The sequence below is a fragment of the Listeria ivanovii subsp. londoniensis genome (assembly GCF_000763495.1).
GTDB lineage: Bacteria > Bacillota > Bacilli > Lactobacillales > Listeriaceae > Listeria > Listeria londoniensis.
In genome coordinates this window covers 245,561-261,977 of sequence record NZ_CP009576.1, presented here as the reverse complement: position 1 = coordinate 261,977, position 16,417 = coordinate 245,561, and the positions used below count along the sequence as shown (strand labels likewise).

General features: G+C 37.9%; 13 protein-coding genes. 1 reads left to right on the top strand and 12 read right to left on the bottom strand.

Going from position 1 to position 16,417, the window contains the following annotated elements; translation table 11 throughout:
- Window position 1: 1 nt before the first annotated feature.
- From JL53_RS01310 to JL53_RS01270, 9 genes are all read right to left on the bottom strand, one after another.
- Complete coding sequence (locus JL53_RS01310) at window positions 2-2,293, bottom strand: glycoside hydrolase family 31 protein (RefSeq protein WP_038406524.1); 2,292 nt, start codon at window positions 2,291-2,293, stop codon at window positions 2-4.
- A gap of 2 nt (window positions 2,294-2,295) precedes the next feature.
- Window positions 2,296-5,598 carry a glycoside hydrolase family 31 protein gene (locus JL53_RS01305; RefSeq protein WP_038406523.1) on the bottom strand — a complete coding sequence of 1,101 codons (3,303 nt, stop codon included), beginning with the start codon at window positions 5,596-5,598 and terminating at the stop codon, window positions 2,296-2,298.
- Window positions 5,599-5,691: 93 nt separating this feature from the next.
- Window positions 5,692-6,948, bottom strand: coding sequence for an ABC transporter substrate-binding protein (locus tag JL53_RS01300; protein WP_038406522.1), 1,257 nt, complete (start codon window positions 6,946-6,948; stop codon window positions 5,692-5,694).
- A gap of 26 nt (window positions 6,949-6,974) precedes the next feature.
- Window positions 6,975-7,823, bottom strand: a complete 849-nt coding sequence (locus tag JL53_RS01295; protein WP_003745211.1) for a carbohydrate ABC transporter permease — start codon at window positions 7,821-7,823, stop codon at window positions 6,975-6,977.
- Window positions 7,823-8,701, bottom strand: a complete 879-nt coding sequence (locus tag JL53_RS01290; protein WP_038406521.1) for a carbohydrate ABC transporter permease — start codon at window positions 8,699-8,701, stop codon at window positions 7,823-7,825. Before JL53_RS01290 ends, JL53_RS01295 begins: the two co-directional genes overlap by 1 nt.
- A gap of 36 nt (window positions 8,702-8,737) precedes the next feature.
- Window positions 8,738-9,952 (bottom strand): ROK family transcriptional regulator, encoded by a 1,215-nt coding sequence (locus JL53_RS01285; RefSeq protein ID WP_038406520.1) that lies wholly within the window; start codon window positions 9,950-9,952, stop codon window positions 8,738-8,740.
- Between the two features lie 150 nt (window positions 9,953-10,102).
- On the bottom strand, window positions 10,103-12,097 hold the full coding sequence (metG, locus tag JL53_RS01280) for a methionine--tRNA ligase (RefSeq protein WP_038406519.1): 1,995 nt from the start codon (window positions 12,095-12,097) through the stop codon (window positions 10,103-10,105).
- Between the two features lie 67 nt (window positions 12,098-12,164).
- Window positions 12,165-13,028, bottom strand: coding sequence for a GRP family sugar transporter (locus tag JL53_RS01275; protein ID WP_038406518.1), 864 nt, complete (start codon window positions 13,026-13,028; stop codon window positions 12,165-12,167).
- A gap of 155 nt (window positions 13,029-13,183) precedes the next feature.
- The gene (locus JL53_RS01270) at window positions 13,184-14,041 is read right to left on the bottom strand and encodes a GRP family sugar transporter (protein ID WP_003718245.1); all 858 of its coding nucleotides are present in this window, start codon (window positions 14,039-14,041) and stop codon (window positions 13,184-13,186) included.
- A gap of 115 nt (window positions 14,042-14,156) precedes the next feature.
- Here JL53_RS01270 and JL53_RS01265 point away from each other — a divergent pair, with 115 nt between their 5' ends.
- Window positions 14,157-14,441, top strand: coding sequence for an AbrB/MazE/SpoVT family DNA-binding domain-containing protein (locus tag JL53_RS01265; RefSeq protein ID WP_038406517.1), 285 nt, complete (start codon window positions 14,157-14,159; stop codon window positions 14,439-14,441).
- A 45-nt stretch (window positions 14,442-14,486) separates the two neighbouring features.
- Here the strand turns inward: JL53_RS01265 and rsmI are convergent, their stop codons facing one another.
- Genes rsmI through JL53_RS01250 form a run of 3 tightly spaced genes read right to left on the bottom strand, consistent with a single transcriptional unit; the run spans window position 14,487 to window position 16,370 of the window.
- Window positions 14,487-15,368 carry a 16S rRNA (cytidine(1402)-2'-O)-methyltransferase gene (gene rsmI, locus JL53_RS01260; protein ID WP_077916394.1) on the bottom strand — a complete coding sequence of 294 codons (882 nt, stop codon included), beginning with the start codon at window positions 15,366-15,368 and terminating at the stop codon, window positions 14,487-14,489.
- Window positions 15,365-15,634: a GIY-YIG nuclease family protein gene (locus tag JL53_RS01255; RefSeq protein ID WP_003718242.1), complete on the bottom strand. Its 270-nt coding sequence runs from the start codon at window positions 15,632-15,634 to the stop codon at window positions 15,365-15,367. Before JL53_RS01255 ends, rsmI begins: the two co-directional genes overlap by 4 nt.
- Window positions 15,618-16,370 carry a tRNA1(Val) (adenine(37)-N6)-methyltransferase gene (locus JL53_RS01250; RefSeq protein ID WP_038408109.1) on the bottom strand — a complete coding sequence of 251 codons (753 nt, stop codon included), beginning with the start codon at window positions 16,368-16,370 and terminating at the stop codon, window positions 15,618-15,620. The genes JL53_RS01255 and JL53_RS01250 overlap by 17 nt, the downstream gene beginning before the upstream one ends.
- Window positions 16,371-16,417 lie beyond the last annotated feature (47 nt).

The following is a 16,417-nucleotide window of genomic DNA, read 5'->3' as shown; positions in this document are numbered from 1 at the left end:
TTTAGATTCCCGCCCTTGTAATTTTGTTTGTTTTTTCGCCAAAAACTTGAATTGTAGTAATTTCTAGCTGTAGATTTACTTTACCGCTGTGAGTTGCTTTTACTTGCACTTCGCCGTTTTGCAAGGTAGCTGATAGTCCAGTTTTGGCGAATCCACCATTTTGGTATTCATAACTTTTACCATCATCATTATACACGTATCCTGATGCCGTGCCATTTGCTAAATAGATTTCAAGTGCAATACTTTGGGTTTCTTTTGTATTTTGAACGCTACTTCCAATCGGTAAAATTGTTCCTGCTTTAATGTAAATCGGCATGGTATCAATTGGTGCGTCAGCGATAATGTAGTCGCCGCCTTCTAATTGTTCTTTTGTCCAGTAGTTAAACCATGTTCCTTTTGGTAAGCGAACAAGGCGTTTTACCTGACCTTCTCGCACAATCGGAGCCACAAGAATATTTTCACCAAGCATAAACTCGTCATTTACTTGAATTAAGTCTCGTTCATCTTTAAATTCGGTATATAGTGGTCGTACTAGTGGCAGCCCTGTTTCCGCTGTTTTTTGAAATTCTGTGTAGATGTATGGTAAAAAGGCATAGCGAAGTTCAATATATTTCTTCACAATTTTCTCCGCGTCTAATCCAAATGCCCATGGTTCTTGATAAATACTATCTTGTACGCAATGATTTCTAAAATAAGGTAAAAACGCACCTGCTTGTGTCCAGCGTATCAGCATTTCTTTCGTGCAATCAGAGGAAAATCCGCCAACGTCTGCGCCAGTGAAGGCAACTCCGGATAAACCTAAATTCATAATCATCGGTAATGACATTTCTAAATGCTCCCAGTGGCTACGATTATCTCCTGTCCAAACGGCTGAATACCGCTGCACTCCTGCATAACCTGCCCGAGTAAGTGAAAATGGTCGTTCATTTGGCACTAACCGTTTTAATCCTTCAAAAGTCGCCTTACTCATATACAAGCCATATAAGTTATGTGCTTCTTTGTGAGTTACGTTTTTTCCGTCCAAATCATGTACCACATCTAAGTCCATTGTTTTACTTTCATTAAACACGGAAGGTTCGTTCATATCATTCCAAATACCACGAATTCCTAAATCTGTGTAAAACTTATGCAAGTTTCCCCACCAATTTTGAACAGTTGTACTTAGAAAATCTGGAAAAGCACTGATACCTGGCCAAACTTCGCCATAATAAATTTCGCCTTCTAACTTACGACAGAAATAATTATGTTTGATTCCTTCTTGATAAACAGGATAATTAACATCTTTTTTTATTCCGGGATCAACAATTGGAACCACATCAATATTTTTTTCCCGAAGTCGAGCGATTAGTTCTGGTCCGTTTGGAAATGTATCTGGATTAAACGTGAATACTCGGAAATCATCCATGTAGTGAATATCCATGAAAACACAATCAAGCGGAATTTCTTTTTCTTTAAATGTGTTGGCAATCCGTTCTACTTCTTCCTCTGACGTATAGCTATATCTTGATTGATGGTAACCTAATGACCATTTTGGAGGAAGCGGGGTTTTTCCTGTTAAATCCGTATAACTCGCCACTACTTCTTTTACGTCCGCGCCAAAAACAACATAAAAATTCGCTTGGCCGCCTTCTGCTAAAATCGTGTATTTATCTTCATAGCTTTGGAAGTCAAATTCGGTACGGTAAGAGTTGTCATAAAATAATCCATATGTCGTTTCTTCTGTATCAGCTATCATAAACGGAATGGATTGGTATATTTCGACCGTGTCTTTATTATGCGGGCTATAAACATCTGTATTCCACATACTTATAATTGACCCAGCCTTATTCAATCCACCAGTTTTTTCTCCCAGACCGAAAATAGCTGTTTCCGGTCTGCTTTGAATGGAGATTTGATGCTCTTTATTTCGATTAACTGCCAGTCCCTCTGTTTGAAAAATGACTTTTCCTGCTTGTTTCATAATGATTTGGAATGTGTCTTTGTAAATGATGATTTGTTTATCGGCAAATTGTAACTGATAATAATCACTTGCTTCATCAAATTCGGCAGCTTGTTTCGCTGTATCATGAATCGCGGCTATTGAAGCAGTCGAATCCGCTTCGCCAAATGGGTTTACGATTACCCGCGCAATTTTTTCATTTACAAAATAACAACTGAAATAACCAGTATCAAGTGTACCTGTTAAACAATTATTCGCCCAACTCGCCGTTTTTACACAGTTAATTTCGTGTGGAAAAGCGATTTTTTCTTTTACATTAGATGGTAAAATGGCAAAACTTGTGGAAGCGTCCATCGTTATCTTCCTTTCTTTATTTGTACTTTTTTCGTTGCGCCAATCACTTCAACTTCATAATTTGGTGTATTGGTTTGTACGGAAACAACTATTTCCTCAGCATGTTCTGTTACTTCGACTAACCATTTCTCTAATAAATGGTCCATGATTTCTTCTGTGAAATCTTCATCTAAATAGACTTTTAACAGTGGTGTTGCGTATTTTTCAACGGTATTTCCAACCCAAGAGCCAAGTTGTAATGAGCTATCGACATTACAAAGGATTGCTTTTCCACCACGGATGAATACAGGAATTTCTTCTTTTTCGGCTTTGCATTTACGTAGTGTCGGTCCATTCACCTTGATTCCTGTCCAGAAGTCATACCAAGTCCCTTCTGGTAAATAGACTTCACGAGAACGAACGCCGTCTTCAATAACTGGGGCAATCAGCATCGCTTCACCAAATAGATATTGATCGTACATATCTGACACACGTGGGTCTTCTTTATAATCAAGCAAAAGGGCACGCATCATTGGTAAACCAGTTTCGACACATTTACGCGCTTCATTATAAATGTAAGGCAAAATATTCATTCGTACATTGGCAAAATGGCGGTAAATAGGGATTACTGTATCATCACCAGTTCTTGATGCAATGTTCCATGGGGTACGATCTTGATTGAATTCCCCCTTACTTTCAGCATGATACTGCATAATTGGGCAAAATGTAGCCATTTGTGCTGAACGGATAAATAATTCGGCTGTCGGAATGTCACCATTAAATCCAGCAAAATCAAAACTCCAAAACGGAATACCCGAAAATCCTGCTGATAATCCTGCAATTAAGGATCTTCTAAACGCATCGAATGTAGATCGCTCGTCACCCGCCCAGTGAGCTGGGAAGCGTTGTGCACCAGTATATCCAGCACGACTAAACGTCATACCATCATTTTGTTGTGCAAAATCATAATAAGCTTCAATATAATCATTAGGATAGAGATTTCTCATTTCGTCACCGTGTCTACCATCAGCAAATTGTAATCCTTCACCAAAGACAAATTCACCGCCGTCTGTTTTAAAGCCATCTACACCGATATCAATTAAGTATTGGCGCTTATCAAACCACCATTTTTTTCCTTCTTTATTCGAAAAATCCATGATTAAACTTTCTGTAAACCAATTTTCCGGGATACGATATGGGGTTCCATCTGAATTTTTCACCACATAGCCTTTTTCAATCATGTAAGCTTCTTCCCGGTCTTTTAGTGGATGTTGCTGGCGATTGAGATATTTTTGGATGGGGATTTGCCATAGAATCAATTTCATATTATTTTCATGAACATAATTAACCATTTCCTTTGGATTCGGCCATCTTCCCCATGATGGGAATTTAATTTCATCGTAATGGTATGCTTCAGAAGGGTCTTTTTCAGCATATTCCGCGTCATTAAACATATAATAAGTTGCTTCATCGCTCCATTGCTCTAATACAACAACCGTAGATGGTATTTGTAATTCTTGGGTAGTTTCCACTTCGGTTCGCACAATGGATTCACGGTCCCAGTTGTTACTAGACATCCAGGGACCAAGCGCCCAAACTGGTATCATCGCCGGTTTGCCAGTTTTCTCCATATAACTTGCAACTGCACTTGGAATATCTCCGAGTAACAAGCAAATATCTGTATCACAACCGTTTATTTCGACAGTAATAGTATGTTTATCGGCTAATTGGTTCCCTAAATCAAAACTAGTGTAACGAGCTGTATCTACAAAAACACTGTAATCACGGTTTGTGTGGTAAAACGGCATTGGAATATAAGTTCTTGTTCCTTGATCGCGGTATTGGTTATAAACAAAGCAATCAAGCACATTTCCACGTTGACCAAGTGCATTATATCTTTCTCCAAATCCATAATACTCTTCTTCTTTAGGTGCATCTAAATGAAGTTTAACCTTGTTGATTATCCCTGTTTTATCAGTATACCATTGAAGCGCTGGATAAATTTTATGCGATTCTAAAATTAAATTATTTTTATAATGAACTTCCATTCGTACAGGATTATTCGAAATGACAATCTCTAAATCCGCTTTTTTCACTCGTCCTGTGGATTTGGTTTTTACATCTTTCGCGTCAAATGTCGGTCTCATTCGTACAACAAGCTCTTCCTCGTTCATCACAAACTCAACTGGCAATATGCTTGATGGATTTTCCTTAAACAGCACCATTAGACCTTCCTCAGTTTCACAAACAGCAGCTTCTTCTGACCAATGTTTCCAAATCGGTTCCACTAAATAATCTTCTGACACCAAAGTTTCTTGGTTCTTTAAAGTAGCTTGGAAGTAATACGTATATTCACCAACTTCTTCTAACGGTGGAACGAGCGCTTCCCAAATTTGCACACCATTTTTCTCTTTCTTTTCACACAAAATTGTCCAGCCTTTTTCTTTTAAAATTAGCTCCACTTGGATAGCCGCTTCTTCCGAAATCACTTCACATGCAGCCGAAAAATGCATTTCTGTCTCTGGATAATGCGGCGTTCGTTCCGTAAGTTGCTTCTCATAACGATTTTCATTACCAAATGGATTATGTAAAATGTGTGCAGCAACTTCGCTTTCCATCGAACGGAACACTTGATTTATTTCAATGAAAGTTTCACCAAGTTTATCATTATCTTCTAGAGTCATCGCCATATTTAAGTAATGTAGCGCTTTATCTTGGTCACTTTTTTCCAAGAAGTAAAGAGCCATCATTGCTGTTGCAAGAGAACTAACTGTCGGTGCACCTGAATAAGGCAAAACACCGTCATCCTGTACTAATTGTTGCTCCATTTTACCCACTGCAGCGACCATTACTAAATCTTCTGGTGAAAAAAGGCCAAATGGAAGCACAGATAGTAATTGATCTGTAGAAACTTTTCGAGTACTTAATCCAGTTAGAATGCTATCGCCTTTGAGCAAATTATTAAAACAATAATCGCGAATAGTTGTAATCGTCTGTTGTAGTTCAGGTTTAGGGAAAGTATTTTTCACATCTAACAAAGCAGAGTAGACACTAGAAATCGTTGCTAAATAGATATCTTTTTCTGGAGAACCCCAAACTGATTTTTCTGGGCGATCCCAATTTGCTACCAAAAATGCTATCACTGGTTCTACTTCTATTTTGTTAAAATAATTAATTTTACTACTTAGCCATAACCATGAGGCTATTTCAAGTACGGAATCATTTGCTAGATCAGGCTTTGTTTCTACAAGAATCGGCTTAATTTTTTCATTTTTTCCTTCTATTAAATGTAAGTAACCCTGCATTAATTTTGTGAATTTAGACATGACACTTTTCCTTCCTTAGATATACTAAAGTGGCAGTCTTATTTCTAAGCTCTAATTTCTAGAAACTTACAAACGTCCCTGCCACTTTTTTACTTATTTAAAACCCATTGTTTCGTTAATATTTTTTTCACTGTTTTTCAGTGCTTTTTCTGGAGTCGAATCGCCATTTAGTACTTTTTCGAATTCTGAATTGGTATAATCACTGATTTTGTTCCAATCTTTCACAACTGGAGGCAATACCATATATTGTAAGGATTCAAATACCGCTTCTCTATTATCTGGAGGAGTTGCATCTAAATATGGTTGCAAAATCTCTTTGTTTTCAGTTGCTGGAAGTTCCCAGTTATTTTTAATTCTGATTTTCGCAGCTTCTTCATTCGCACTCATGAATGATGCAAATTTAAATGCTGCTTCTTTTTTATCTGAGTCTTTTGAAACGCCAATACCGTTAGCGAAGAAGTGAGTTGCTTTTTGTGTATTTCCCGCTTCGATTTGCACATCCCATTTAAATGGTGCATCTTGGAACATATCGAATAACCAAATACCTGTATGGAGCATAGCGATTTGACCATTCATGAATAAGTCTTCTGGTAATTGACCAGATAAATCAGATGGTGATGGTGCCACTTTTGAATCTGTCACTTCACTTGTTAAATGTGTTAGCGCTTCTACATTTTCAGGGCTGTTAATCGTTGTAGCTGTCATATCTTCATTGAAAATCGAACCACCATTTTGTGCCGCTACTTTGTAAAATTCATTCATTGTTACTGGTTGGGAAGTTCCCCAAACTTTATTTTTAGCATCCGTTAATTTTTCTGCTGCTGCCTGTTCGTCTTTCCAAGTCCAGTCAGCTGTTGGATAATCAACGCCAGCTTTATCAAAAAGGTCTTTATTATAAATTGTTACTACATTGGAGAAACTTTCTACCATGCCGTATTGTTTATCTTCATATTTGAAGGCATCGTATGCTTGTTTGTTTAATGTGGATGGATCAAAATCTTTATCTTCCTTGATATAGTTTGTTAAGTCCGCAAGTACACCTTTTTCAGCGTATTGAACAAATGTTTCGTAGTTAAGTTCAAAGGCATCTGGCGCGTCTCCACCAGCAATTTGTGTTTGAAGTTTTGTGAAATAATCATTATAAGCGATTGTTTGCACTTTTACTTTGATATCAGGATTTTGCTTTTCAAATTCTTTAACCATTTCATCTAGCGCTTTTCCATCAGCAGGAGCAGAGAATTGATAATACGTAATTTCTGTTTTATCCCCATCACCGCTACTTCCACCACATGCCGAGAGACCAAATACGGACAGTACAACAACCATTAATAATAATAAACCTTTTTTCATTTGTAACGCTCCTTTTTTGTTGGTTTTTATTCTTTCATTCCGCTCATTGCCATTCCTTGAATGAAATATTTTTGAGCAAAAAGGTACACTGCTAGAATCGGGATTACACTAATAAGTACACCCGCCATCATCAAACCGTAATTCGTTCCATATCTACCTTGTAAAAGTGATAATCCTAAAGGTAGAGTAGCCATTTCTTGTGAGCTTGTGACGATTAATGGCCATAAATAACTGTTCCAAGACTGCATAAATGTCAAAATCCCTAGTGTGGCAAAGGTTGGTTTCGCAAGTGGTAAAATAACTTTACGGAAAATCGTAAAGTGATTAGCTCCATCCATGAATGCCGCTTCCTCAAGTTCTTTCGGAATACCCATGAAGGCTTGGCGTAATAGAAATGTTCCAAATACGCTAAATAGTGCTGGTACGATAAGTCCTGCATAAGAATCTAACCAGCCAAACTGTTTCATCAAAATAAATTGAGGAATCATGGTTACTTGGGCTGGTACCATCATTGTTGCAAGATAAAGTAAAAATAATTTGTCTCTGCCCCAGAACGGGATACGAGCGAAAGCGTAAGCAGCCATCGAACAAAACAACATCTGTCCTAGTGTCGTTACAACCGCAACAACTACAGAGTTAATTAGGAACCTGAACATTGGGAACATTTCAAATACTTGAGTGAAGTTCGCCGTTGTTGGGTCTTCAGGAATAAATTGTGGTGGTAATGTCATGTTTGCTGCACCTGTCTTGAATGCGGTCGAGATCATCCAGATAAATGGCATAATCATAATTATTCCACCAAGGCAGATAATGACATAAGTTAAAATATTTTTAAATAGTTGCCATTTTGGTGAACCACTTTTTTCTGTTTTCATTAGTAATTGGACCACCTTTTTTGAAGTTTATTTTGAATAATTGTAATGATGAAAATAACAATAAACAAGATCCAACTCATCGCGGAGGCATAGCCCATTTCAAAGTATCTAAATGCATGGTTGTAAATATTTTGAACTAGCGTCATTGTTGCTCCACTTGGACCACCTTCTGTCATAATCATCACCTGGTCAAACACCTGAAATGAGTTGATTAGAGAAATTATCGTCACAAAGAATGTGGTTGGTGTAAGCAGTGGGATAGTAATAGAAAATAACTGGCGAAGTTTTGATGCGCCGTCCATATTAGCTGCTTCATAATAAGATGGAGAAATATTTTGTAATCCGCCTAAAAATAGCACCATCACAAAACCAATATCTTTCCACGCACTCGTAATAATAACAGCAATCATCGCCGTATGCGGATCTGTCAACCAGTCTGGACCAGTGATACCAATTAATGATAAGAAGTAGTTGATAAGTCCATAAGTCGGATTGAACAACCATTTCCATACTAGCGAAACTGCTACCCATGAAGTAATTACGGGCAGGAAATACACCGCTCGGAAAAATGGTCTAAGTTTGATTTTTTGATTTAACATTAATGCACACGCTAAACCAAGAATCATGACACTAGGCAAGTAACCAATAATAAATGTGATGGTATTTCTAAATGACTTCCAAAATTCCGGGTCATTGAATAATCTTTTATAATTGTCAAATCCGGTAAAGTGAATTGTGCTAACTAGGTCCCAATCGGTAAAACTAATACCGAGTGAGCCTAGGATTGGAATTGCGATAAAAATAAGAAAACCTAGTAAATTAGGCAATAAGAAAATACACAGCCAAAAGAGAGTTTTCTTCCTAGTCATACCAACCATGTAAAAATAACCTCCTGAAAATAATTTATGTAACTTTTAACGTAGTAATGTTTGTTCTTCTTCATAGATTGGCACTTGAAACAATTGGTGGATGACTAGTAAAGCCGCACCTTGCAACCATGCAGGATCCTCTAAAGAAGTTGTCGTAATTTCCGTTTCGAAGCCAGCCCCTGAAAAAAAGTTTTGTGATGCAATTTCGTCGATTTTCGTTAAGAATAAGTCGCGATGGTGCAAGCCTTCTCCAACAATAATAACTTTTTCTGGATTAAAGGTATTAATGATATTACGGATTCCGTATCCTAAATATTCACCCATTTTCCCCATTAATTCTGTTGCCAACGCATCGCCTGTTCTTGCGCTTTTGGCTACACTATCAAAATGAAAGTCATTTAATTCAGATGTTGGATAAGCTTCCTTAAGTTCCTCTCCACGATTTCGGAAGTAAAATTCAGATGCATACATTTCTAAGCAACCTTTTTGTCCACAATGACACTTATATCCACCTGGTTGAATAGTTGTGTGACCAAATTCCCCTGCGCCGCCTTGAGATCCATAATAAATTTGGCGATTGATTACAACAGACAAACCGAGGCCTGCTCCTACTGAAACTGTTGCAAAGTTATTCGAATGTTTGCCTTCACCTAACCATAATTCTGCGAGCGTATAGCAATTTATATTTTTATCGACATACACCGGAATATTGGGGAAGTGGATGTTTAACATTGATTCTAATGCCACATTTTCCCAACCTAGCATGGTGGAACGAATAACAATTCCTTTTTTACGGTTTACAAGACCAGAAATCGCAATTCCAACACCAAGTAAATGTTTCATATTTCCATTTTTGCACATCTTCTTCACATTTTCGGCAATTAAATTAATTGCTTCTTCTGGTTTTTTCTCAGCTGAAAATGGGATTGAGCTATTTTCGATAATTTTAGCGTTTAAGTCTGTTAACGCAAAAAGAAGTTGTTCCTCTTCCACTTTCACACTAACAACAAATCCATAATCTTTATTAAATCTAACTAGTTTGGCACGTCTGCCACCAGTAGAGGATGTTTCTGCACCTTCTAAAATGATGCCTTCTTGTTGCAGGTCATCTAAAATATACGTTAGCGTAGACATCCCAAAATCGCATTTTTTGGCAATTTCTGTCCGAGTAATTTCTCCTTTTTCACGAATCAAATTAAGTACAGTGTAGCGGTTTATATCTTTAATTAAATCCTTATTCCCTTTTCTTAAGATATCCATTTTTCGGCTCCTTTACTTCTGGATGTCCACTTACTTCGTTCAATGAATTAAGTAAGTATAGTTATATTATATTGTAATCGTTTGCAATATGCAATCTTTTTTTGATTTTTTTCTCACATAAAAACGCCCCTGAATCAGGGGCGCTGTTTTTTATTTTACTTTTGCACCATTTGGAAGGTCACTGCTGGCTTCAATGACGCTAAGTTTTCCATCTTTCTCACCAGAAAGAATCATCCCTTCGCTCATAAGCCCGCGAAGTTTTACTGGTTTCAAATTGGAAACAACGATTACTTTTTTGCCAATTAAGTTTTCTGGTTCGTAAAATTCTGCGATACCAGAAAGTACTTGGCGCAACTTACCTTCACCTAGATCTAATTGGAAACAAAGTAATTTGTCGGCTTTTTTCACTTTTTCCACTTGTTTCACTTCGGCAACTCGGAGGTCTACTTTATCGAAGTCTTCAATGCCAATTTGCGGAGTTTCAAGTGCAGCTACTTCAGCTGTTGCCGCAGATGGTGCTGGTGCTGAACCTTTCATTTCGTCCTGAATGAAGGCTACTTCTTCTTTTGCATCTAATCTTGGGAAAATTGGTGTTCCTTTTTTCACTACAGTTGTTCCAGCAGGGATTTCCCCGTAGCCATAAATGCTATCCCATTTCTTCAAGTTTTCTTCTTGTAAACCAAGCTGTAAGAAGATTTCACCAGGAGTTCTTGTCAAGAATGGTTGTAAAAGAACAGCGATAATTCGTAAGTTTTCTGCTAAATGAGTCATGACACTCGCTAATTCTGCACGTTTTTCTTCCTCTTTCGCAAGAGCCCATGGAGCTGTTTCATCGATATATTTATTTGTTCGGGAAATAAGCGACCAAAGCTGATTAAGTGCTACAGAAAACTGCATATGATCCATACTTTTCTCATAGTCAAGAACGACACTATTTTTGAAATCAACTAAGGTTTTATCAAATGGCGTCACATCCCCTTGATAAGCAGGGATTTCTCCATTAAAATATTTGTTAATCATGGCAACGGTGCGATTTAGCAAGTTTCCTAGGTCGTTAGCAAGGTCGTAATTTACCCGGTCAACAAAGTCTTCTGGTGTGAATAAACCATCTGAGCCAAATGGAACTTCGCGCAACAAATAATAACGAAGCGCATCAAGACCATAGCGATCAATCAACATATATGGATCTACTACATTTCCTTTTGACTTCGACATTTTGCCATCTTTCATCAAAATCCAACCATGGCCAAACACCATTTTTGGAAGCGGTAAATCTAGTGCCATCAACATAATTGGCCAATAAATCGTATGGAAACGAACAATTTCTTTTCCAACAATTTGGACATCTGCCGGCCAGTATTTTTGGAATTTCGTATCATTATCGGTATTGTAACCAAGCGCCGTAATATAGTTAGAAAGCGCATCAATCCACACGTAAACTACATGTTTTGGATTGCCAGGAACTTTAATTCCCCAGTCAAAAGTGGTTCTAGATACTGCTAAATCTTCCAAACCTGGTTTGATGAAGTTATTTATCATTTCATTTTTTCTTGATTCTGGTAAAATAAATTCCGGATGTGAATTGTAATACTCTACTAAACGATCCGCATATTTACTCATACGGAAAAAGTAAGACTCTTCTTTAACAAGCTCCACTTCATTACCACTAGGAGCTTTTCCGCCGATGACTTTGCCACTCTCATCTTTATATACTTCTTCTAATTGCGTTTCGGTAAAGTATTCCTCATCAGAAACAGAATACCAACCTTCATATTCACCTAAATAAATGTCTCCTTGTTCGACAAGCTGTTCAAAAATTTTCGCAACAGATGTTTTATGACGGTCTTGTGTTGTACGAATAAAGTCTGTGTTGGAAATTTCTAGTTTTTTCCAAAGTTCCTGGAAGCCTTCTGCAATCTCATCCACATATTCTTGTTCAGAAATACCGCGTTCTTTTGCTTTTGCTTGAATTTTTTGACCATGTTCATCCGTTCCAGTTAAGTAAAACACATCATATCCTTTTAAGCGTTTGTAGCGAGCCATTGCGTCCCCCGCAACTGTCGTATAAGCATGTCCGATGTGCGCTTTTCCGCTTGGATAATAGATTGGTGTTGTAATGTAAAAAGTATTTTTCTCTTCAGGCAACACAATTCCCTCCTTAAAAATAAAACAATTAGTATCATTATATCATTTTTCTTGCTAAACAAAATAATTAATTAAACCCTTTTGCTACACCGATTAAGATTCCGCCAAGAACAACCAAAACAACGCCTACAATGACATATATCATTTCTTTTCTTGTTTTCTTTTCTTTTAGTAGTACAATACCACCAATAGTTGAAATTACCACCCCTAATTGTGAGAGCGAAAAGCCAGTTGCCACTCCCACAAGTTGATTAGCATGTACCATCGCAACATTACCTGCCGCCCAAATGATCCCTGGAATAACTAACAGCAGTGTCCGTTTATTGATTCGTTTTTCAGTTCCGCCGCTACTTGTCATAATTAGCGCACTTAAAACCATCCCAATTGCTTGTGGTAAAATCGCATTAATGCCATCAATTTTAAAGCCTTGAATGAGCACAACTAGCCCCACATAACCCGCTGATGAAATCAATAAAGTCATTAAGCCTTGTTTTAATGCATTTGATCCATCTTCTTCTTTTTCTGCGTAAGAAGTAAGGAATATTCCGCCTACAATAAGTGTTAGAGCAATAAAACCAAGTATAATTCGTAATGTTGTATCCCATTCATGAAATAAAATAACACCACAAAGCGTCGTTCCAACTAACTGCATCCCTGTCGAAATCGGCATCGCTTTCGATACACCAATTATTTTAAAAGCACGTAATTGAAACATCTGTCCAACGCTCCATAAACACCCTGTCAAAAAACTAATGCCGACTGTTTTGAGTGTATAAACCGGGTCTGTAAAGAAAAAAACGATTACTGCAAAAATTAACGCCCCAAGTGTCATTCCCATTGTTTGTTGCCTTGTTGAACCGCCGAACTTAGTAATAAGTAGCGGTACTGTTCCCCAAAGTAACGCAGGAATCAGCGCAATCATTATATTCAAATCGTTATCCTCCTTGTTGGCTTTTATGATGGTTTTCAATTACTTTATTATAGCGGAAATAACAAGAAGAAGATAGAGGGTACAAGCGTTGTTTATGAAAAAGAGAGCACTAAAAAAGTACGGGAAAGTTTCCCGCACTTAGTTTTATACTAAAATTAACTTTTGGCAATTCCAATCATTGTTCCACCGATAATTACTAAAATAACACCGATAATAACAAGAACCAACTCTTTCTTCGTCTTTTTCTCACCTAGGAAAAGAATGCCCCCAATGGTCGAAATAACCACGCCCATTTGAGAAAGCGAAAATCCAGTTGCGATTCCGACTAATTTATTAGAGAATAATAGCGCTAAGTTACCGGTAGCCCACATAACACCCGGAATCATATTTAGCCAAGTTTGCTTTGTAAACCGTTTTTCAGATGATTTAATGGAAAATAATAGCCCAGCGACAACCATCCCCACTGCTTGCGGTAAAATTGCGTCCCAACCACTAATATTAAACCATTGCGTAATCACAACATATCCAACATAACCAACGGATGAAATAACTAGAGTAATAAGTCCTTTTTTCATATTTTGTCCGGAATTTTCATCTTTATGTTGTTGATAACTTGTTAAAAATATCCCAAAAATAATAAGTGCTAATGCTGAAAATCCAATAACTAATTTCGATGTTGTGCCCCACTCATGAAAAGCAAAAACCCCAAAAAGTGATGTTCCAACTAATTGCATCCCCGTCGAAAGCGGCATTGTTTTTGATACACCAACTTGGGTGAAGGCACGGAATTGATTCATCTGACCTAAACTCCAAAATGCCCCCGAAACAAAACTAGCAATTAAAATCGTTGTTGTGTATTCTGGATTTGTAAAAATAAAAACGCCGATTGCGAAAAGCAATGCGCCAAAAGTTGTTCCGATAATTTGTTGCCGTGGTTTTCCGCCAATTTTTGAAACAACTAGTGGCATAATCCCCCACATAACTGCTGGAATTAATGCAATAACTATATTCATATGTTTTCCCCCTAATTTTTCTCTACTTGTGGTCTATACCCGTTCTATCCCTAAATCATTCCTATTCTAGCGATAATCTGTTAAAATGAATGAAAATTACGGGGAAGGTGAGAAAATGAAATCAACTGGAATGGTAAGAAAAATCGATGAGCTTGGCCGCGTTGTGATTCCGATTGAAATCAGACGCACCATGAATTTAAATGTAAAAGACCCACTAGAAATCTTTATTGATGATGAAGCAATTATTTTAAAGAAATATTCTGCTGGATTGGTGTGTGATGTTACTGGAGAGTTTTCTGTCGATAATAAAAAATTTGTGGATGGCAAATTGACGCTCAGTAAAGAAGGCGCCGCAGAGTTGATGGAAGAGATTAAACGACGGTTTGGTGATTCGTTGTAAAACTCATGCGCGGTTGTCCTGGTTTGCAGGACTTCGCGCATGAGTTTATTTTATTTCATGATAAGCCGCATATACTTCGCGCTTTGGTAAATTTCTCGCTTTCATGACAGTTTTAATCGCATCTTTAGAACTACCATTTTCTTGTTCCATTACCATGCTGACGTGGGTTTTAATATCTAATTCTTGCCACCAAAGTGTTTCTTCTACAAGTGGCGGATTGTCGTTTCCTTCTATTATAATACAAAATTCGCCGCGTACTTCTTCATCTGTCGCCCAGTTGAGCGCTTCTTCTACTGTACCACGCAAAAATTCTTCAAATCGTTTTGTTAATTCGCGGCATAAAACAATTTTACGGTCATTTCCGGTAATTTTACTGATAGCTTTTAACGTTTCTTTCAAACGGTGTGGCGATTCATATAAAATCCATGTTTCTTCGCGAGCTGCGAGTTTTTCGATTGCTTGTGTGCGTTCCTTGTTTTGGCGTGGTAAAAAGCCGTAAAAATAAAACGGTTGAGGCGCCAGACCTGAGGCGATTAATGCTGTCAAAGCCGCGTTCGCTCCAGGAAGTGGAATGACTGGAATATCCGCATTTAGCGCACTTTGGACGAGTTCATAGCCCGGATCAGAAATCGAAGGCATTCCCGCGTCGCTTACAAGCGCAACAACCTCTCCGCTCAACATCCGCTCAATAATATTTTCCTCTTTATTTTCTTTCGTGAACTGATGATAACTTGTCATTCGGGTCATAATTTCAAAATGGTTTAAAAGCTTCACGGTATTTCTAGTATCTTCCGCGGCGATAATATCAGCTTCTTTTAACATGTTAATCGCGCGAAAAGTCATATCCTCTAGGTTTCCAATTGGCGTTGGCACTAAATAGAGCGCTCCCGCCCTAACCCCGCTGAAACTTTTTTGACTTTTAATCATTCATTCTCCTCCTCTCGCTCTAAATAGGCATCTTTATTTTTGCGAGACAATTTTTTAAAAGCTGCTTCTGCTTTTGTCGCCTCGCTTCTCGTTGCAAATTTTTCAAAATGGATCACTTTTACTGGGCGCCGTGTTTTGGTATATTTACATCTGATTCCAGCATTATGTTCCGCTTCTCGGCGCGCAACATCTGTCGTATAACCACCATAATAAGAATTATCACTACATTTTAGCACATAAAAGAAATGTTCACTCGCTTTCGCCATATAAAATCTCCTTTATTACTGGGGTATATTCGCCGGTTTCATCATAGACGATAACTGGTGGGATATATTTCACGCCGGGTTTACCATCTTTAATTCCTTCGACAAGCACGGTATTTGCTTCTCGGTCCAAACGCGGATGCACCATTTGAATCCGTTTTGGCTCTAAACGGTACTTTCTCATTAAATCAAGAATATCAAGCAGACGTTCGGGACGATGAACAAAATTGGCCTTTCCACCTTGTTTTAAAAGGTTTGAAGCAACGCGAATCGTGTCTTCTAACGTACACATGACTTCATGGCGGGCAATTCGGTAATGTTCATTTTCATTTTTCAAACTTGTCGCTGGGCCTGCAAAATATGGCGGATTACAAGTGACAATATCGGCACGTTCTTTGGGAATGATTTCGGTAATTTTTTTCAAATCATATTCCATCATCTCAATCTGACTTTCGAGCTCATTGTAAACTACGCTTCGTTTCGCCATATCAGCAAGGCGTGGCTGAATTTCTACGCCGATGATTTGCGCTTCTGTCCGGGTGCTTAGTAACAACGGAATAATCCCATTTCCACTACATAAATCAATTATTTTCCCTTTACGAATTGGTAAATAGCTGAATTTCGCCAAGAGAACCGCATCGATTGAAAAAGAAAAGACAGACGGACTTTGAATAATTCGCAAATTTTCTGCGAGCAGGTAATCTAGTCTTTCATCACCTATTAATTTGAGTTTTTCCAAATAATCCACCTTCTCTAGCAAAAAGCCCTTCTCCAATTCGAGAAAGG

Excerpts from the sequence above, each read along its gene's own strand:
- JL53_RS01270 (WP_003718245.1), bottom strand. The coding sequence starts at position 14,041 with ATGAATATAGTTATTGCATTAATTCCAGCAGTTATGTGGGGGATTATG.
- JL53_RS01290 (WP_038406521.1), bottom strand. The coding sequence starts at position 8,701 with ATGGTTGGTATGACTAGGAAGAAAACTCTCTTTTGGCTGTGTATTTTC.
- JL53_RS01310 (WP_038406524.1), bottom strand. The coding sequence starts at position 2,293 with ATGGACGCTTCCACAAGTTTTGCCATTTTACCATCTAATGTAAAAGAA.
- JL53_RS01295 (WP_003745211.1), bottom strand. The coding sequence starts at position 7,823 with ATGAAAACAGAAAAAAGTGGTTCACCAAAATGGCAACTATTTAAAAAT.
- JL53_RS01305 (WP_038406523.1), bottom strand. The coding sequence starts at position 5,598 with ATGTCTAAATTCACAAAATTAATGCAGGGTTACTTACATTTAATAGAA.
- rsmI (WP_077916394.1), bottom strand. The coding sequence starts at position 15,368 with ATGATTAAAAGTCAAAAAAGTTTCAGCGGGGTTAGGGCGGGAGCGCTC.
- JL53_RS01300 (WP_038406522.1), bottom strand. The coding sequence starts at position 6,948 with ATGAAAAAAGGTTTATTATTATTAATGGTTGTTGTACTGTCCGTATTT.
- JL53_RS01285 (WP_038406520.1), bottom strand. The coding sequence starts at position 9,952 with ATGGATATCTTAAGAAAAGGGAATAAGGATTTAATTAAAGATATAAAC.
- JL53_RS01255 (WP_003718242.1), bottom strand. The coding sequence starts at position 15,634 with ATGGCGAAAGCGAGTGAACATTTCTTTTATGTGCTAAAATGTAGTGAT.
- JL53_RS01265 (WP_038406517.1), top strand. The coding sequence starts at position 14,157 with ATGAAATCAACTGGAATGGTAAGAAAAATCGATGAGCTTGGCCGCGTT.